The 19,396-nt window shown below is 65.0% G+C and carries 15 protein-coding genes; 12 read left to right on the forward strand and 3 right to left on the reverse strand.

Annotation, left to right across the window (positions count from 1 at the left end; translation table 11 throughout):
* Positions 1-257 precede the first annotated feature (257 nt).
* Entirely contained in the window at positions 258-956 is a 699-nt protein-coding gene (locus B4C31_RS04665; RefSeq protein WP_291531535.1) for a hypothetical protein, read from the reverse strand.
* Between the two features lie 313 nt (positions 957-1,269).
* On the opposite strand from B4C31_RS04665, the gene dapD reads away from it, so the two are divergent.
* From dapD to B4C31_RS04705, 8 genes are all read left to right on the forward strand, one after another.
* Positions 1,270-2,262 (forward strand): 2,3,4,5-tetrahydropyridine-2,6-dicarboxylate N-succinyltransferase, encoded by a 993-nt coding sequence (dapD, locus tag B4C31_RS04670; RefSeq protein WP_033510391.1) that lies wholly within the window; start codon positions 1,270-1,272, stop codon positions 2,260-2,262.
* 170 nt (positions 2,263-2,432) lie between these two features.
* Positions 2,433-3,563: a peptide chain release factor 2 gene (gene prfB / locus B4C31_RS04675; RefSeq protein ID WP_033507869.1), complete on the forward strand. Its 1,131-nt coding sequence runs from the start codon at positions 2,433-2,435 to the stop codon at positions 3,561-3,563.
* 38 nt (positions 3,564-3,601) lie between these two features.
* Positions 3,602-4,888, forward strand: a complete 1,287-nt coding sequence (ftsE, locus tag B4C31_RS04680; RefSeq protein WP_291531536.1) for a cell division ATP-binding protein FtsE — start codon at positions 3,602-3,604, stop codon at positions 4,886-4,888.
* Positions 4,885-5,808 carry a permease-like cell division protein FtsX gene (gene ftsX / locus B4C31_RS04685; RefSeq protein WP_291531537.1) on the forward strand — a complete coding sequence of 308 codons (924 nt, stop codon included), beginning with the start codon at positions 4,885-4,887 and terminating at the stop codon, positions 5,806-5,808. The genes ftsE and ftsX overlap by 4 nt, the downstream gene beginning before the upstream one ends.
* 122 nt (positions 5,809-5,930) lie before the next feature.
* Positions 5,931-7,286, forward strand: a complete 1,356-nt coding sequence (locus tag B4C31_RS04690) for a CHAP domain-containing protein (protein ID WP_291531538.1) — start codon at positions 5,931-5,933, stop codon at positions 7,284-7,286.
* A 25-nt stretch (positions 7,287-7,311) separates the two neighbouring features.
* The gene (smpB, locus tag B4C31_RS04695; RefSeq protein WP_291531539.1) at positions 7,312-7,794 is read left to right on the forward strand and encodes an SsrA-binding protein SmpB; all 483 of its coding nucleotides are present in this window, start codon (positions 7,312-7,314) and stop codon (positions 7,792-7,794) included.
* 203 nt (positions 7,795-7,997) lie between these two features.
* Entirely contained in the window at positions 7,998-9,887 is a 1,890-nt protein-coding gene (gene glmS / locus B4C31_RS04700; RefSeq protein ID WP_291531540.1) for a glutamine--fructose-6-phosphate transaminase (isomerizing), read from the forward strand.
* Entirely contained in the window at positions 9,888-10,628 is a 741-nt protein-coding gene (locus B4C31_RS04705; protein ID WP_291531541.1) for a pseudouridine synthase, read from the forward strand.
* Between the two features lie 18 nt (positions 10,629-10,646).
* Here the strand turns inward: B4C31_RS04705 and B4C31_RS04710 are convergent, their stop codons facing one another.
* Positions 10,647-11,636 carry a LacI family DNA-binding transcriptional regulator gene (locus tag B4C31_RS04710; protein WP_291531552.1) on the reverse strand — a complete coding sequence of 330 codons (990 nt, stop codon included), beginning with the start codon at positions 11,634-11,636 and terminating at the stop codon, positions 10,647-10,649.
* Between the two features lie 221 nt (positions 11,637-11,857).
* Between B4C31_RS04710 and B4C31_RS04715 the strand changes: the two genes are divergently transcribed.
* The 3 genes from B4C31_RS04715 to B4C31_RS04725 all read left to right on the forward strand — a co-directional run bounded on the left by B4C31_RS04715 (position 11,858) and on the right by B4C31_RS04725 (position 16,047).
* Entirely contained in the window at positions 11,858-12,775 is a 918-nt protein-coding gene (locus B4C31_RS04715) for a carbohydrate ABC transporter permease (RefSeq protein ID WP_193530831.1), read from the forward strand.
* On the forward strand, positions 12,772-13,770 hold the full coding sequence (locus tag B4C31_RS04720) for a carbohydrate ABC transporter permease (RefSeq protein WP_288439216.1): 999 nt from the start codon (positions 12,772-12,774) through the stop codon (positions 13,768-13,770). The genes B4C31_RS04715 and B4C31_RS04720 overlap by 4 nt, the downstream gene beginning before the upstream one ends.
* Positions 13,771-13,974: 204 nt before the next feature.
* Positions 13,975-16,047 carry a beta-galactosidase gene (locus tag B4C31_RS04725; RefSeq protein WP_291531553.1) on the forward strand — a complete coding sequence of 691 codons (2,073 nt, stop codon included), beginning with the start codon at positions 13,975-13,977 and terminating at the stop codon, positions 16,045-16,047.
* 129 nt (positions 16,048-16,176) lie between these two features.
* On the opposite strand, the gene B4C31_RS04730 is transcribed toward B4C31_RS04725, so the two are convergent.
* Positions 16,177-17,772: an alpha-N-arabinofuranosidase gene (locus B4C31_RS04730; protein WP_291531542.1), complete on the reverse strand. Its 1,596-nt coding sequence runs from the start codon at positions 17,770-17,772 to the stop codon at positions 16,177-16,179.
* Positions 17,773-17,984: 212 nt separating this feature from the next.
* Between B4C31_RS04730 and B4C31_RS04735 the strand changes: the two genes are divergently transcribed.
* A complete protein-coding gene (locus B4C31_RS04735) occupies positions 17,985-19,343 on the forward strand; it encodes an ABC transporter substrate-binding protein (RefSeq protein ID WP_291531543.1) in 1,359 nt (452 codons plus the stop codon).
* Positions 19,344-19,396 lie beyond the last annotated feature (53 nt).

The raw sequence follows: 19,396 nt of genomic DNA on the forward strand, positions 1-19,396 counted from the left end.
GACCCCACACGGGGTCCCCGTTCCTCGTTTTGCACGCCAACCCCAACCGGACGGTCGAGCACCACGCTCCCGGGGGCCCTTCGCATACCCACACAGGACACACCAGAAGCACGCCCCAGGGTTAGGAAAGAAATGCGGGTCTTACCGGGCGTGTCATGACCGTCCGGCTCAGCCGCTTCTGATGCCGAAGCAGCCTTCGTGGGCGTCGACGCCGACCCCGAGCCGGCCCGCACCACACGACAACACAAAACGTCAGGTCACCATAGCTCTTCCACGGGATCGGTCTGGTCCACGCTGATCCATCCGTTGCTGACGCGGCACATTTGGGATTCGGAGGTGTCCTCAGGAAACGAAAACGGCCATTCATCCGAGTCCGCCGTTCCGTTCTGATATCGTTCGTATTCTCTGCGAAATTGTTCACCGTCATATGAGGACTCCACCTGGCCGGTGCGCCGTAGGCAATCGGCGATGACCTCGTTATGGTCCTGCAACAGTTCGGGATTGCCGGTCTGCATCCTATACAGTTCGTCAATCACTGTGGTATGGGCGTCCCCGCATTCCATGGAATCCTGAGCGTACCGCCGCTCCTGTTGATCCGTACTGGCCTGATGCGCGGCCTCCTCGCAAATGCCGCCGCCCACGTCCAGGAAGATGATCTCCCGATAGCCACGGTCGATCATGCATTGCCGATAATCGCTTAACGCCTGTTCATAATCCGATTGCGAGACTTCACCGGTCTCGACCACCCGTTCCACGGCCTCTCGCTGACGATCATCCATCGAACCTGCGAATTTGTCAGCCAATTGCTCAGCATAGTCCGACACGGACGGTGCCAGGCGCGCGCCGGATTCGGATGTCTCCGGCGACACTTCCGAATCGGAGCAACTGGAGACACCGATCATCAGCGCTATGGCGGCACACGCAGCAACGACGACTCCAAACAGCCGCTTTATCATGACATACACCGCTACTGCACTGTGTACAGGCCAGCATCGTCATCAACATTCCACTCCTGGCCATGGATGTCAACGCTATACCACTGATTCTGATGAGCGCTGATCACGCTTTTGACCGTTCCGTCCTGCTTCGCGTACACGTATACACGGTCATACGTGGCTGTACCCATGAGTGCAACACCTCCAGCTGGAACCTAGACACTTCCAACCCTAGGCAGGTGTTGCACTTCTATCTAGAACCCGCGGACGATACTGTGCGGACTACGGTTCGACTATGCTAGGTACGGAACATTCTTGCGTATAAGGAGCAACGATGAGCGAATCGCGTACGGCGTGGGGCTGGGGTCTGGCCAGCGTGGATGAGGCCGGCAACACCCTGGACGTGTGGTATCCGAAGCTGACGGTCGGCGAGGCGCCGGCCGAGGGCAGCCGTCCGAACCACAACTTCGACATGATGGCGCATATGGAGGCCGACGCCCGTGGCGTGCGCCGTCTGCCCGTGTTCACCGTCAGCCAACTGGACGAGCCGATCGCGGATGCGGCCGACGCCTACCTGCGCCTGCACCTGATGAGCATGCGCCTGGCCAAGCCGAACACGCTGAACCTGGACGGCATCTTCGGCAAGCTCGCCACGGTGGTGTGGACCAACTACGGTCCGTTCGCCACCGAGACCTTCGCGTTGCGCAAGATGGACGTGGAAGCCGAGCGCATGCGCACCACGCCGGGCATGCCGCACGCCGGCGTGACCGTGATCTCGCTGGACAAGATTCCGCGCATGCTCGACTACGTGATCCCCTCCGGCGTGCGCGTGGCCGACGGCGGCCGCGCCCGCCTGGGCGCCTATCTGAGCGAGGGCACCACCGTCATGCATGCGGGCTTCGTGAACTTCAACGCGGGCACCCTCGGCACCTCGATGGTCGAGGGCCGCATCTCGCAGGGCGTGGTGGTCGGCAACGGCTCCGACATCGGCGGGGGCGCCTCGATCATGGGCACGCTGTCCGGCGGCGGCAAGCACCGCGTCTCGATCGGCGAGCACAGTCTGCTGGGCGCGAACGCCGGCATCGGCATCTCGCTGGGAGACAACTGCGTGGTGGAGGCCGGCCTGTACGTGACGGCCGGCACCAAGATCACCGTGGTGGACAAGGCCAAGCAGGCCGCCGGCGAACCGCTTGACGTGGTCAAGGGCGCCGAGCTGAGCGGCAAGGACAACATCCTGTTCATCCGCAACTCGTTGACCGGCGCCATCGAGGCCCGGTACCGCAAGACCGGCATCGAGCTGAACAGCGAGCTGCACCAGCACAACTGAGCGCCATCGCGTCCACGTCGGCCCTTTCCATAATGCGGGAAGGGCCGTTCTGCGCTGCGAGAACAACGACCCAGGACAAGGGGTCGGAGTACCATGGCGGGGACATCCCGAAGGTCGGCGGGCAGTGGTTTCCAAGGATTTTCACAATAAGAACTGTATGGTGGTGAACGATGGCAGAATTTGATTTTTCCCAGGCGATCGGCGAGGCGCGAGCCAAATACGAGTCGATCGCGAAGGCATTGGACGTGGATCGTCTCAAGGCGCAGATCCAGGATCTTGAGGTGCAGGCGTCCGCCCCGGGTCTGTGGGACGACCCGGAGAACGCGCAGAAGGTGACCAGCCGTCTGTCCGCGGCGCAGTCGCAGCTCAAGCGTCTGGACTCCGCCAACCAGCGCATCGACGATGTGGAGACGCTGGTCGAACTCGGTCGTGAGGAGGACGACGCCGATACGCTGGCCGAGGCGCAGTCCGAGATCGGCAGCATCCGGCAGGACCTGGACGATATGGAGATCCAGACGCTGCTGGACGGCGAGTACGACGAACGCTCCGCCGTGGTGACGATCCGCTCCGGCGCGGGCGGCGTGGACGCGGCCGACTTCGCGCAGATGCTGCTGCGCATGTACCTGCGCTGGGCCGAACGCAACGGGTTCAAGGCCAAGATGATGGACACCTCGTACGCCGAGGAGGCGGGCATCAAGTCCGCCACGTTCCAGGTGGACGCGCCGTACGCCTACGGTCGCCTGTCCGTGGAGGGCGGCACGCACCGTCTGGTGCGCATCTCCCCGTTCGACAACCAGGGCCGCCGCCAGACCAGCTTCGCCGCGGTGGAGGTGGTGCCGCTCGTCGAGGCCACCGACCACATCGACATCCCGGATACCGACATCCGCGTGGATACGTACTGCTCGTCCGGCCCCGGCGGCCAGGGCGTGAACACCACGTACTCGGCCGTGCGCATCACCCACCTGCCCACCGGCATCGTGGTCACCATGCAGGACGAGCGCTCGCAGATCCAGAACCGCGCCGCCGCCATGGCCGTGCTCCAGTCCCGACTGCTGGTGCTGCGCCATGAGGAGGAGGCCAAGAAGAAGAAGGAGCTCGCCGGCGACATCAAGGCCAGCTGGGGCGACCAGATGCGTTCCTACGTGCTGCACCCGTACCAGATGGTCAAGGATCTGCGCACCGGGTATGAGACCTCGCAGACCCAGGCCGTGTTCGACGGCGACATCAACGCGTTCATCGAGGCCGGCATCCGCTGGCGCCATGAGCAGCGTCGCGCCGCCGCGGAGGAAGCCGAAGCATAATCGCGTACGACGATCGCGTACAACAGTAAGGATTGGACATGGCGCTCATCTCGCTTGATCACGTCAGCAAGGTCTACCCCAGGGGCACGCGTCCCGCGCTCGACGATGTCACGCTGCATGTGGAACGCGGCGACTTCGTGTTCCTGGTGGGCGCGTCGGGCTCGGGCAAGACCACGCTGCTGAGCCTGCTCCTGCGCGAGGAGGAGGCGACGGACGGCGAGATCCGCGTGGCCGGCAACGACCTGCGCCGTCTGACCAACCGTCAGGTGCCGCAGTACCGGCGGTCGATCGGCTTCGTGTTCCAGGACTACAAGCTGCTCAACAACAAGACGGTCTGGCAGAACGTGGCCTTCGCGCTGGAGGTGATCGGCACCAGCCGCTCCACGATCCGCGCCCTGGTGCCGAAGGTGCTGGAGACGGTCGGTCTGACCGGCAAGGAACGCAACTACCCGCACGAGCTGTCCGGCGGCGAGCAGCAGCGTGTGGCCATCGCCCGCGCCTACGTGAACCATCCGCAGATCCTGCTGGCCGACGAGCCCACCGGCAACCTCGACCCGACTACGTCGCTGGGCATCATGGAGGTGCTGGACGCCATCAACCGCACCGGCACCACCATCGTGATGGCCACGCACAACGAGGAGATCGTCAACTCGATGCGCAAGCGCGTCGTCGAGCTGCACAACGGCAAGATCGTCCGCGACGAGGCTCAAGGATCCTATGATTCCGCGTTGTACTTCCCGGATGCCGAGGTCGAGTCGAAGGCTCAGCTGTCGATCGAGTCGAATGATGCGGATGCGCGGTTCCGTCCGGACGGCGATGCCGCCTCAGCCGACGCGACCATCGCCATCGAGGTGACCGGCGATCGCCGCGAGACCGCGGCCCAGGTCATCGACGCCGTATCCCAAGCGGTATCCGCAGGCGCAGGCGACGAGGGGATCGCCCGATTGGCGCAGTCCGTGCATTCCGGGCGGACCGGGCGGTACGGCGAGGCCTTCGCGCCGGTGGAGGACACGTTGACATGGGGCCGTGGGCTGAGCCTTGAGGAATATGCCGAAGCGGAACGGCGGGAATCCGGCGAGGAACGGCAGACCGAGCCGGGCGACGCGGCTGAGACCGCGGCCGAAACGGACGATGCCCAGCCTGCGGAACAGGCCGAAACCCAGGCCGGGGAGCAGCAGACGCCGGAGCACGCCGATGAATCGACGGCCGCCCCGGTTCCTCCGGCGCCGGCGGCGGAACCGCCGCTGCCGCCCGCGCCGCCGATGCCGCCCACACAACCTGACCGGTCGAGCGAAGAGGATCCCACGGGGGAGGAGAACCGATGAGAGCGCGTTTCATTCTGTCCGAGACCTGGACCAGCCTGCGGCGCAATGTGTCGATGATCCTGTCCGTCATGCTGGTCACGTTCATCTCGTTCCTGTTCATCGGCGCCTCGGTGCTGCTGCAGGCGCAGATCACCCGAGCCAAGGGCGATTGGTACAACCAGGTGGAGGTGGTGGTCTGGCTGTGCCCGGATGGCACCAGCCAGGCGGCCTCCTGCGCGGCGGGCGTGGCGCCGACGGACACCGAGATCGTGCAGCTGCAGGACCTGATTCGGCAGGAGCTGGGCGACGACGTCTCGCAGATCACGTATGTCAGCCGCGAGGACTTCTACAATGACACGTTCCTGCAGCAGTACCCGGACGGCACCTATCAAGGGCGTACGCTGACCGCCGCCGACATGCAGGATTCGCTACGGCTTAAGCTGACGGATCCGACGAAGTACCAGGTCGTCTCCGAGGTGCTGAGCGGCCGGACCGGTGTGGAGGCGGTCGTGGACCAGCGGCAGATCTTCGACCCGATCTTCGCCGTGCTGAACCGCGCCACGGTGGTCACCGTGGTCCTGGCCGCGGTGATGGTGGTGGTTGCCATCCTGCTGACGGGCACCACGATCCGGCTGAGTGCTGCCTCCCGGAAGAACGAGACCGAGATCATGCGTCTGGTGGGCGCTTCGAATTGGACGATCCGGCTGCCGTTCGTGTTGGAGGGCGTGGTGGCCTCGTTCCTGGGGTCCATGCTGGCCTGCGGCGCATTGAGCGCGCTGGTGAAGGTGTTCATTACCGATTGGCTGGCGCAGAACGTGCAGTGGATGCCGTTCATCACGCAGCGGACCGTATGGCTGACCGCGCCGGTACTGGTGGTGGGTGCCATGGCGCTGTCCGTGGTGGCCTCGACGATCTCGCTGCGCCGGTACCTGAAGGCGTGATCGACGCTGGCGTTTTCAGGACGATTGATTACAATGGCTGCACTACGGACACGTCGCAGCGGAAAGGTGTGCTGATGAGGGCGATGGGGCGAGCCAAGGTCGCAACGGGGATGGTTGCCTGCATGGCGATGCTGGTGTGTACCGCAGTGGCGAACCTGACATGGGTGCCGACGGCCGAGGCCGTTCCCAGTATGAACGAGTATTATCAGGCGGTCGCCGATCATGCTGACCTCAAGGCGCAGCTGGCGGGTGTGAACGAGGACCTGGCCAACACGATTCTGCAATTGGACGACTTGACGGAGAACCAGATTCCCGCGGCGGTGGAGGCGGCCGATGAGGCGCAGCAGGCCGCCGACCAGGCCCAGAGCCTGGCGGATGCCACGGCGGAGCGCCTGGAGGCGGCGCGTCAGGATCGCGAGAATCTGGAGGAGAAGATCGCACAGACCGGCGAGGATTACGACGATGCCAAGGACGCGGTGGCTCAGTTGGCGCGCGAGAGCTTCCACGGTTCAACGGCGTCCGATCTGATGAGCGTGGTGACGAATTCCACCACCACGGACGAATTCGTGGGCCGTATGCAGTCGCAGGCGGCCGTGGCCCGTTCCGAGGCGAACGCGGCGGCCGACGCCGCCGGTGAACTGGGCGTGTCCATGAACCGCAAGGAACGGCTTGCCGCCATTGAGGACGAGATTGCCCAGTTGAAGACGCAGGCCGATGAGCAGGCCGCTTCGGCGGCCAAGGCGGCTGCGGAGGCGCAGGACCGGCAGGATGACCTGCAGGCGTTGCGTGAACAGGGCGAGGCGGCTCGGCAGAAGCTGGAATCGCAGTCCGACCAGCTCACCACGCAGGAGGCCCGCGAGGCCGCCGACATCGTGGCCATGAAATCCGAGATCGATTCGTGGGCCGCCCAGCAGACGCCGCAGGCCCCCGATCCGAATGCGGGCGGTCAGCAGCAGGTCGGTGGCAATACCGGCGGCGGCTCTGGTGGTGGTTCGACCGGCGGTGGGAACTCCGGTGGCGGCTCCACCGGCGGCGGTACGGCCAGCGGCATGAACTACGCGGTCCCGGGCAGCTGCCCGGCGGGGTCCGGCTACTGCTACGGGCATTCGACCGGCAACACGGTGGGCGGTTCCGCCTATCCGGCCCGCCAGTGCACGCTGTGGGCGTACCTGCGCCGCTCCGAACTCGGCCTGCCGGTCGGATCGTATATGGGCAACGGCGAGCAGTGGGACAACACCGCCCGCAGCCTGGGCTACCTGGTGAACAACACGCCGCATTACGGTGCGGTCATGGTCTTCGAACGCGGCCAGTACGTCAACGGCTGGTACGCGGATCCCTATTACGGCCATGTGGCGGTCGTCGAGCGCGTGAACGCGGATGGTTCCGTGCTCATCTCCGAGGGCGGCACCGGCTTCGCCACCTTCCCCGCGTGGGAGACCGTCTACAACGCCTATAACTACACGTATATCCACTACTGACAGTACCGATGAAAGGATCGTCCCAGTGTCCAAGCAACAGCAGGGGACATCATTGATCGTGCAGAATCGCAGGGCGAGGCACGACTATGCCATTGAGGACCGGTATGAGGCCGGCATCGTGCTCTCCGGCACCGAGGTCAAGTCCCTCAGGGAGGGGCGGGCCTCGCTGGCGGAATCGTTCGTGTCCATCGACCGCCGTGGGGAGATCTGGCTGGAAGGGGCGAACATCCCCGAATACCTCAACGGCACATGGAACAACCATTCTCCCAAGCGTAAGCGCAAGCTGCTGCTGCACGCCGCGCAGATCGCCAAGCTGAGCCGTGGCATCGAGGCCAAGGGGTACACCATCGTGCCGCTGAGCCTGTATTTCAAGGACGGCCGCGTGAAGGCCGAGATTGCGCTGGCCCGAGGCAAGAAGGAATACGACAAGCGTCAGGCGCTGCGCGAGGAGCAGGACAAGCGCGAAGCCCTCCGCATCATGCGCTACGCCAATATGCGGCACCGTTAAGCGGACAGCCCAGTGGGCTGTCCGTAGGTGCCGCCGAGCGCGATCGTTTGAGCGCGAGGTAGCGTTGAGTCCCGCCGTAAGGCGGGTCAACAATTGCCTGCCGTTAAGCGGACAGCCCAGTGGGCTGTCCGTAGGTGCCGCCGAGGGCAAATCCGCCCTCCTCTTTCCGTACGGTTACATATGGCACGGTACACTGGTGTGCTATGTGTGGAATCGTTGGATATGTAGGATCGTCAACAGCGTGCGGCAAACCGCTGGAAGTCTGTCTGCAGGGCCTGAAGCGTCTGGAATACCGTGGCTATGACTCCGCAGGCGTGGCGTTGGCCGCCCCGGGCATGGACCATGTGGCCGTGCGGAAGAAGGCGGGTCGTCTGGCCAATCTGGAGGCCGACCTGGCCAAGCACGCCCTGCCGGAGGCCACGGTGGGCATCGGCCACACCCGTTGGGCCACCAACGGCGCCCCGAGCGACAACAACGCCCATCCGCACCTGAGCGCGGACGGCAACATCGCCATCATCCACAACGGCATCATCGAGAACGCCAACGTGTTGAAGGGTCAGCTGCAGACCGAAGGCTACTCGTTCGCATCCAGCACGGACAGCGAGGTGGCGGCCAAACTGCTGGGCAAGATGGCTGAGCAGGTGATTGCCGAGACCGGCAAGCCCGATCTGTTCGAGGCGCTGCGCCGCGTGGCCCGGCAGCTGACCGGCGCGTTCACGATCCTGGCGGTGGACTGCCGGCAGCCGGATGTGGTGGTCGGCGCGCGCCATGACTCCCCGCTGGTCGTCGGTCTGGGCGAGGGGGAGAACTTCCTCGGCTCGGATGTCGCGGCGTTCGTGGCCTACACCAAGGACGCGATGGAACTGGGGCAGGACGAGGCCGTCTGCATCACCGCCGATTCGGTGATGGTGACCGATTTCGAGGGCAACGAGGTGACCGAGCCGAAGCGGTTCACGGTGGACTGGGACGCCTCGGCCGCCGAGAAGGGCGGCTGGCCGTCGTTCATGGACAAGGAGATCCATGAGGACCCCGCCGCCGTGGCGGATACCCTGCTGGGTCGTTTCGATGAGAAGGGGGATATCGTCCTCGATGAGGTGCGCATCGAACCGGATGCGTTCCGTTCCGTCGACAAGATCATCGTGGTCGCCTGTGGCACGGCCTCATACGCCGGTCTGGTGGCCAAATACGCCATCGAGCATTGGGTGCGCATCCCGGTGGAGGTCGAGCTCGCCCATGAGTTCCGCTACCGCGACCCGATCCTGACGCCGCGCACGCTGGTGGTGGCCATCTCGCAGTCCGGTGAGACGATGGACACCCTGATGGCCCTGCGCCACGCGCGCGAGCAGGGGTCCCGCGTGCTGGCGATCTGCAATACGCAGGGTGCCACGATTCCGCGCGAGTCCGACGCGGTGCTGTACACCCACGCCGGTCCGGAGATCGCGGTGGCCTCCACCAAGGCCTTCGTGGCGCAGGTCACGGCCGCCTACCTGCTGGGCCTGTATCTGGCGCAGGTCAAAGGCACGATGTTCCGCGACGAGATCCATCAGGTGCTCGACAACCTCAAGGCCATGCCGGACAAGATCCAGTGGGTGCTGGACACCCAGCGGGAGTCGATCGAGCGTGCGGCCAAGCGCATGCTCAACGCCCATTCGTTCCTGTTCCTGGGCCGCCACGTCGGCTATCCGGTGGCCATGGAGGGCGCGTTGAAGCTCAAGGAGATCGCCTACACGTTCACCGAGGGCTTCGCCGCCGGCGAGCTCAAGCACGGACCGATCGCCCTGGTGGACGAGGGCGAGCCGGTGGTGGTGATCGTGCCGTCCGCACGCGGGCGCGACACGCTGCACAACAAGGTGATCTCCGGCATCGAGGAGGTCAAGGCCCGTGGCGCGTATACGATCGCGGTGGCCGAGGAGGGCGACCCCGACGCGGAGCGGTACGCCGACATCGTGTTCTGGCGCCCCGCCTGCCCGACGCTGCTGAGCCCCCTGGTGGATGTGGTGCCGCTGCAGCTGTTCGCGATGGATATGGCCAATCTCAAGGGGTATGACGTGGACAAGCCTCGCAACCTGGCCAAGTCGGTGACCGTCGAGTAGATGAAGCCGCATCGGTGGGTGACCGATGAGCCGGTGATCCCGTTCGACCTTGACATGATCTACGAGGACGCCGGCATCATTGTGGTCGATAAGCCGCATTTCCTGGCCACCACGCCGCGCGGCATGTGGTACCGGCAGACGGCGTTGATCCGGTTGCGGGAGCGGTACGGCGAGCCGGATATCATCCCGGCGCATCGGCTGGATCGGCTGACCGCTGGCGTGGTGGTTTTCGTGCGGGATCCGGCGTTGCGCCGCGCGTACCAGATGCTGTTCCAGGAGCGCCGGACCCGGAAGGTGTACGAGTGCCTGGCGCCGTGCGCGCCGGTCGAGCGCCCCTGGACGGGTACCGTCACGCCGTTGGCGCCGCCCCTGCCGTTCCCGCTGGTGAGGCGGTCCCATATCGTCAAGGACCGGGGCCGGTTGCAGGCGTACGAGATTCCGGGGGCGGTCAACGCGGAGACCGTGATCGAGCGCGGCGGTCTCGTCCGATCCGCCGGGGAACTGGTGTGCCGGTACACGCTGCGACCCAGGACCGGCAAAACCCACCAGTTGCGCGTGCATATGGCGTCGTTGGGCTTGCCGATCGTGGGCGACGACCTGTACCCGAACATCGAGACGCGCGCCTATGACGATTTCAGTCGGCCGTTGGAATTGGTGGCGCGCAGCCTGGAGTTCGACGACCCGGTGACGGGGGAGCCGCGACGCTTCGTGTCCCGGGTGTCGTTGGGCTTGGACGGATGACCGGTCCGGCCCGGGGGATCAGCCGTTCAGCTCCCGGACCGAGCTGCGTTCGATCAGTTCGGTGGGGATGACGGTTTTGACGCCGACGGGGACGCGCTCACCGTCGCAGATCCTGCGCACCATCGAGTACGCCTCCCGTCCGATCTCCTCGAATTTCATGCGCATCGTGGTCAGGTTCAGACGCGGCACGTTCTCGCTGAGCGAATCGTCCACGCCGATGACGCTGACGTCCTCCGGCACGCGCTTGCCGGCGGCCTTGAGGCCCAGGATGGCACCGTAGGCCATCTGGTCGTTGGCGGCGTAGATGGCGGTGCAATCCGCTTCATGCGCCAGCGCCAGACCCGCCTGGTAGCCGCTGTCCGCGCCCCAATCGCCTACGTAGGTGGGCGGGATGGGGACGCCGAACTGCTCCAGCGCCTCATGCCAGCCGCGGGCGCGGCTGCGGGCGGCCTGCGATGCGGACGGACCGGTGATATGGTAGACGGTTTTGTGCCCCTTGCTGAGCAGGTAGTCGACGATGGCCGTGGAACAGCCGTATTGGTCGGCATCGATGGTGGGGCAGTGGTTGGCGGCGCTCTCGTTGACCAGCACGAAGGGCAGTTCCTTGGGCGGCTCGAAGTCGTCGAAATCGGCGATGCGCTCCTCCAACACGACGATGACGCCGTCCACCGGCAACTGCTTCATCCGCTCCGCAATGGCCTGCAGCGTGCGGACGTGACCGTGTCCGATGGTGACCAGCGTGGTTGCGTAACCATCGTCCTCGGCGGCCTCCACGATGCCGTTCAGGATGCGGGCGTTGCCGAATGTGGTCATATGGAAGAGCACGACGCCGATGTTCCTGAACTGCCCGTGCTTGAGCGCCCGGGCGGCGTAGTTGGGACGGTACCCGAGTCGCTCCATCGCGGCTTCGACGCGCTGCCGCGTCTCCGGACGCACGGCGTTGCTGCCGTTCGCCACGCGGGAGACGGTCTGTGGGGATACGCCTGCGGCTCGGGCCACGTCCTGCATGGACACCGATGAACGTTCCATGATTCCCCTCCACTTGAGTAAGAACTCCATTGTTTTCGTCACCATTATAGCCTACTCGTGCGGATGCGAGAACCGACACGAAGTGGACAAAGCCGCCAATGGTGATATTATGGTAACGCAAACATTTTTCGGGCCGAGGAAGTTTTCGGGATGATCCGAAGTCGTCCGCGGCATTTTCCTTCGAAGGAGAGGGTGAGGATATGACAGCGGCAAGCCCATCCGCATCGTCCGGCACGGTGCGGGTGAATAAGCATAAGCCTGATTGGCGTGGTTGGAAGTTCATGTGGCCGTTCGCGGTGGTGTTCGTGTTGGTGTTCATCATCCCGATCGTGTACGCGATCTACATCTCGTTCTTCGAGAAGCGGATGGTGGGCGGCACGGTGTTCGTCGGGATCGACAACTACCTGCGCCTGTTCGGGGACGATCAGTTCTGGGCGTCGTGCGGCAGAGTGGCTTTGTTCACGATCGTGCAGGTGCCGATCATGCTGTTCCTGTCGGCGGTGATGGCGCTGTGCATCGACTCGATGAAGCTGCACGGGGCGAAGTTCTTCCGTATCTCGACGTTCCTGCCGTACGCGGTGCCGGCGGTGGTCTCCACGATGATCTGGGGCTTCATGTACGGCGCGAAGTACGGCCTGGTCGGGTCGCTGAACGACCTGTTGGGCACGAGCCTGGACGTGCTGTCGCCGAGCGTGCTGCTGGCCTCGATCGGCAACATCGTGACGTGGGAGTTCGTGGGCTACAACATGCTGATCTTCTACAGCTCGCTGTCCACGATCCCGCATTCGCTGTACGAGGCCGCGAGCATCGACGGCGCGTCGGAGTGGCAGATCGTCAAGAGCATCAAGATCCCGGAGCTCAAGGGCTCGCTGGCGATCACGGTGATCTTCTCGATCATCGGCTCGTTCCAGCTGTTCAACGAGCCGAACATCCTGCAGAACATGGTGCCGGGCAACGCGATCACGACGTACTACACGCCGAACATGTACGCGTACAACCTGAGCTTCTCGGGTAACCAGAGCAACTACGCGGCGGCCATGGCGATCGTGATGGCCGTGATCACGATGGCGATCGCGTACGCGGTGCAGCTCAACAGCATGAAGGAGCAGATGAAATGACGAGCGCAACCAATCATCGTCTGGCCATGCAGGAGCTCAAGGCCCAGGAGAAGGCCGCCAGGAAGGCGGAGAGGGAACGGCAGAAGCGCGTGGCTCGCGACGAGGCCGCGGAGCGCAGGCGGGCCGCGAAGTCCGGGTTCGCGAACGTGGCCAACCCGCGGCGTTCGACCCTGATGACCGTGCTGTGCTCGATCTTCGCGATCTACTGCCTGTTCCCGTTCGTGTATCTGCTGATCAACGCGACCAAGTCCCAGGCGGACTTCACCAGCACGTTCGGCCTGTGGTTCGGCGGCGAGTTCAACCTGTGGGACAACATCGTGACGGTGTTCACCTACCAGGACGGGATCTTCGGCCGCTGGTTCCTGAACACGATCCTGTACGTGGTCGTGGGCGCGGGCGGCGCGACCCTGCTGGCGATCATGGGCGGCTACGCGCTGGCCAAGTTCCGCTTCCCGGGCCGCAAGGCCGTGTTCGCGGTCATCATCGGCTCGATCAGCGTGCCGGGCACCGCGCTGGCGGTCCCGCAGTTCCTCCTGTTCGCCCAGCTGGGCCTGACGAACACGCCCTGGTCGATGATCATCCCGAGCCTGATCTCGCCGTTCGGCCTGTACCTGATGTGGATCTTCAGCGAGCAGGCCGTCCCGACCGAGCTCCTGGAGGCCGCCAGGGTGGACGGGGCGGGCGAGTTCCGCACGTTCTTCCAGGTCAGCCTGCCCCTGCTGGCGCCGGGCATCGTGACCACGAGCCTGTTCACGATCGTGGCGACGTGGAACAACTACTTCCTGCCGTTGATCATGCTCAAGGACGCGGACTGGTACCCGCTGACGATCGGTCTGAACCAGTGGAAGGACCAGGCCAACACCGCGGGCGGCACCGCGATCCAGAACCTCGTGATCACCGGCTCGCTGATCACGATCATCCCCCTGGTCATCGCGTTCCTCCTGCTGCAGAAGTACTGGCAGTCCGGCCTCGCCGCCGGCGCCGTCAAGGAATAACACCCAACGACATGACCGACCACAATGGGCGCGGGCGAACGGTCCGCGCCCATTGTGTACCGTATGGCCGTAGCCGAGAAAGGGGGCCCATGCAACGATTCCGACTGCTGCGCATCATCCAAGCGCCGCCGGATGCCGCGCATGCTTCCGCAATGCAACACAAGACCACGACCATATGAATACCGGGAGAACACATTCATCATGATGAAGAACACACATCGAGCATTCCGCTGGCCGCAGCCCCTGGAGGGGCAGCAGGCCCGCATCTGGTACGGCGGCGACTACAACCCCGACCAGTGGCCCGAGGAGGTCTGGGACGAGGACATCCGCCTGATGACCAAGGCCGGCGTCAACGTCGTGTCCGTCGCCATCTTCTCGTGGGCCAAGATCGAGCCGCAGGAAGGCGTATACGACTTCGACTGGCTGGACCGCATCATCGACAAGCTTGGCAAGGCCGGCATCGCCGTCGACCTGGCCTCCGCCACCGCATCGCCGCCGATGTGGCTCACCCAGAAGCACCCCGAGGTGCTGTGGCGCGATGAGTACGGCCACGTATGCTGGCCGGGCGCGCGCGAGCACTGGCGTCCCACCAGCCCGGTCTTCCGCGAGTACGCGCTCAACCTATGCCGCAGGATGGCCGAGCACTACAAGGACAACCCGTATGTGGTCGCCTGGCATGTGAGCAACGAATACGGCTGCCACAACCGCTTCGACTACTCCGACGACGCGATGCGGGCGTTCCAGCGCTGGTGTGAGGAGCGCTACGGCACCATCGACGCGGTCAACGAGGCGTGGGGCACGGCCTTCTGGGCACAGCGCATGAACGACTTCTCGGAGATCATCCCGCCGCGCTTCATCGGCGAGGGCAACTTCATGAACCCGGGCAAGCTGCTGGACTTCAAGCGGTTCAGCTCGGACGCGCTCAAGGCGTTCTACATCGCCGAGCGCGACGTGCTCGCCGAGATCACCCCGGACCGTCCGCTGACCACGAACTTCATGGTCTCGGCGGCCGGCACCGGTCTGGACTACGACGATTGGGGCTACGAGGTCGACTTCGTCTCGAACGACCATTACTTCACGCCCGGTGAGGCGCACTTCGACGAACTGGCCTACTCCGCCTCGCTGGTGGACGGTATCGCTCGCAAGAACCCGTGGTGGCTGATGGAGCATTCGACCGGCGCCGTGAACTGGCGTCCGATCAACTACCGCAAGGAGCCCGGCCAGCTGGTCCGTGACTCCCTGGCGCATCTGGCCATGGGCGCCGACGCGATCTGCTACTTCCAGTGGCGGCAATCCAAGGCCGGTGCGGAGAAGTACCACACCGCCATGCTGCCGCACGCCGGCGAGGACAGCCAGGACTTCCGCGACGTGTGCGAGCTGGGTGCCGATCTGGCCACGTTGGGCGATCACGGGCTGACGGGCACGCGGCTGGCCAAGTCCCGTGTGGCCGTGGTCTTCGACTATGAGAGCCAGTGGGCCACCGAGCATACGGCCACCCCGACGCAGCAGGTCCGGCACTGGACCGAGCCGCTGGCCTGGTTCCGCGCCTTCGCCGATAACGGTGTGACCGCCGACGTGGTGCCGATCCGAGGGGATTGGGACAGCTACGAGGCGGCGGTGCTGCCGAGCGTGTACCTGCTGGACGAGGCCAACTCGCAACGCGTCCGCGATTACGTGGCCAAGGGCGGCAAACTGTTCGCCACGTACTACACGGGCATCTCGGACGAGCGCGACCACATCTGGCTCGGCGGCTATCCCGGATCGATCCGCGACGTGGCCGGCGTGCGCATCGAGGAGTTCGCCCCGATGGGCGGCGACTTCCCCGGCGCGTTGGATCATCTGGATCTGGACAACGGCACCGTGGCGCATGACTTCGCCGATGTCATCACCTCCACGGCCGATACGGCCACCGTGCTGGCATCGTTCAAGTCGGAACCGTGGGTCGGCATGGACGGGTCGCCGGCGATCGTGGCCAACAGCTACGGTGATGGCTCCACCGTCTACGTCGGCTGCCGTCTGGGTCGCGAGGGCCTGGCGGCGTCGATGCCGGCGATGTGCGAGGCGATCGGCTTCGAGCTGCCGCAGTCCGACGGCCGTGTGATGCGCATCGAACGCGTATCCGAGGACGGTGCCGACCGGTTCGCGTTCCTGTTCAACCGTTCGCATGATCGGGTGACCGTGGAGACGGACGGCGAGCCGCTGGTGGCCTCGCTCGGCCGTGTCGAGAACGGCCGGGCCCTACTCGATCCGAACGGCGTCGTTATCGTCAGGCGCTGACGCCAACATGAATGGGGAGGCCTCCGTATCGGAGACCTCCCCATTCGCTATAGGTCATTCCTCATCGCCGGTATGGGCCGCAATGCGGTGGGGCGCGTCGCACCCCACCGGCCGGCTGCATCGGCCCCGTCACAGGGAGTCGGGAGCGGCGGAGAACCGCACGGCGGCCCAGCTGATGGGCGGCAGCGCGAACGACACCCGTCCGTCGGCGGCGTTCGCGTCGAGCGGCACCGGCACGACCGCATCCGGCTGTTCGGCCGTGTTCTGCCGGTGCGGATCGTCGTCATGCAGCATCATCGCATGGGTGATGCGCATATCCGCCGCATCGGCCTGCGGCAGCCCGGACAGGTCCACCGACAGCGTGTGCGCGGCCTCGGCATCGCGGTTGACCACCAGCAGCAGGCCCTCGCGCGTGTGTTCATCCCACGTCACCACGGCCTCGACGGCATCCACGTCGCCATAGGCCTCGGTATGCACGGACGGGGCGTCGATTGTCGGCACATACACCATGCCCCTGGCGTGGTGCGCGGCCTCGGCGAACGGGTAGAACACGGTCTGCCGCCATGCGGGCCCCTGCTCCTCGGCCATGATCGGGGCGATGACGTTGACCAGCTGGGCGCGCGAGGCGGAACGGACCCGGTCGCAGTGCTTGAGCAGCGTGATCATCAGCGAGCCTTCCACCACGGCGTCCGCGGCCGAGTAGATGTCCTCCAGCAGATGCGGCGCCTTCGGCCAGGGCTCGGGATGCAGGCCCTCGCTGGCCGCGGCCTTCCACTCGGCCTCCTGCTGGTTCCAGACGTCCGAGTACCACACGCCCCATTCGTCGAAGCTCAGCGCGATGTCGTGATCGCCGTCATGCGCGGCCTTGGCATCGTCGGCGCAGTCGGCCACGGTGGCGATGAAGCCGGTCATGTCCTCGGAGGAGACCAGATAGTCCTGCAGGTTCCTGGCGCCGCGCTCGTAGTAGTAGGCGTGGCAGGAGACGAAGTCCAGATTGTCATAGGCCCGGGTGAGCACCGTGCGCTCCCAGGTGCCGAAGGTCGGCGTATGGGCGCTGGACGAGCCGCAGGCCACCAGCTCCAGTCCCGACTCGGCGAGCTTCATGGCGTGCGCCACCTTGTCCACGGCCAGCGCGTACTCCTCGGGCGTCATGTGGCCGACCTGCCAGGGGCCGTCCATCTCGTTGCCGATGCACCACATGCGGATGCCCATCGGTTCGGGGATGCCGTTGGACACGCGGCGGTCCGCCAGCTCGGTGCCCGGCGCGCCGTTGACGTATTCCAGCTCCTCCAAGGCGGCCTTGAGGCCTCGGGTGCCCATGTTCACGGCGAGCATGATCTCGGTGCCGGCGCGTTGGCTCCACCGGTAGAAGTCATCGATGCCCATCTCGTTGGTTTCGGTGCAGTGCCAGGCCAGGTCGCGGCGGACGGGGCGGCTCTCGCGGGGGCCGGTGCCGTCCTCCCAGTTGTAGTTCGACACGAAGTTGCCGCCGGGGTAACGCACGCAGGTCACGCCGAGCTCCCGGACCAGGTCGAGTACGTCGGCGCGGAAGCCCTGGTCGTCGGCGGTGGGGTGGTCGGGGTCGTAGATGCCGCCGTAGACGCAGCGGCCGAGGTGCTCGACGAACGAGCCGAACAGGCGGCGCGGCACGTCGGCTGTGGGGCGGATGCCCTCCAGGGAGGCGGTGGTGTCGGGCGCCGCGGCCGCGGTGGTGCCATCGGTCATGGGAACTCCTTTGTTTGCGTTACCGAATGTAGTGATGTGGTTTCATTATAGACGAAACACGCGGACTGTAATTTCCTTGAAATCATGCGGTTTCGAAGGTGTGCCGCGTTTTGTGTTTGCGTAAACATTCAGTCTGTGATAATGTCATCCATGACATCAAGGATTCGCAACCAACGGATTCAAGATTGCTACCTCATAAGGAAGGAAGAACGATGAAGTTCAATAAGCGCATCATTGCTCTGCTCGGCGCGGCGGCCATGGTCCTGCCGCTCGCGGCTTGCGGCGGCGGTAACGACGCTGCCGGCGACGGCGGCGAAGCCTCCGGCGACGAGAAGATCGAGCTGACCGTCTGGTCCTGGGACTCCACGCTGCCCCGTACCGTCGAGGGCTTCGAGAAGGAGAACCCGAACATCAAGGTCACCATCACCAATGCCGGCACCAACAAGGACGAGTACCAGGCGCTGAACAACGCGATGGAGGCCGGCTCCGGCGCTCCGGATCTGGCGCAGATCGAGTACTATGCGCTGCCCGAGTACGTGATCCGCGGCTACGTGCAGGATCTGTCCGGCTACGGCGCCGACGATTTCTCCGACTTCTTCACCCCGGGCACCTGGGCCTCGGTGGCCATCCAGGGCGGAGTCTACGCCCTGCCGATGGACTCCGGCCCGATGGCCTGGTTCTACAACAAGGACGTCATGGACAAGGCAGGCGTGAACCCGGACGAGGTCCGCACCTGGGACGACTTCTACGAGGCCGCCAAGAAGGTCCGCGCCACCGGCTCCTACATCACCTCCGACTCCGGCGACGCCGGCTTCTTCGACTCGATGACCTGGCTGGCCGGCGCCACCCCGTTCGAGACCGGCGAGGACGGCACCTCCGTCAAGATCAACCTGACCGGCGACGACAAGGTCCAGTCCTTCATCGACTTCTGGCAGAAGCTCATCGATGAGGACCTCATCGACACCAAGACCGCCGGCTGGACCGACGAGTGGAACCGTGGCCTGAACGACGGCTCCATCGCCTCCCTGCTCACCGGCGCCTGGATGCCGTACAACCTGCTCTCCGGCGCCCCGGACGGCGACGGCAAGTGGCGCATCGCCCAGATGCCGACCCTCGACGGCTCCGAGACCAACTCCGAGAACGGTGGCTCCTCGCTCGCCGTCATCAAGACCGATGACGAGGCCAAGGCCGAGGCCGCGTACAAGTTCGCCGAGTACGCCTGCCACAACGCCGACGGCGTCGGCGTGCGTGTGGAAGGCGGCGCCTTCCCGGCTGATAACGAGACCCTCGCCTCCGAGGACTTCCTGAACATGACCTCGCTGACCGATTCCAAGGGTAACGCCCACGAGTACTTCGGCGGCCAGAAGTTCAACGAGGTCCTGGCCAAGGCGGCGGCCAACGTCTCCACTGGCTACAAGTTCCTGCCGTTCGAGGTGAACGCCCGCAACGTCTACGCCGACCATGCCGGCGGCGCCTTCACCGACAAGTCCATCACGCTCGAGGAGGGCATCGCCTCCTGGGAGACCGCGCTCAAGGAGTACGCCGAGCAGCAGGGCTACACCGTCGAGTGAACGAATCCTCGCAGCAATAACTGAATACCGATGAGGCGGCCCGCACCTGATAC

The organism is Bifidobacterium sp. UBA4282, from assembly GCF_002394995.1.
In the GTDB taxonomy this organism is placed as follows: domain Bacteria; phylum Actinomycetota; class Actinomycetes; order Actinomycetales; family Bifidobacteriaceae; genus Bifidobacterium; species Bifidobacterium pullorum_B.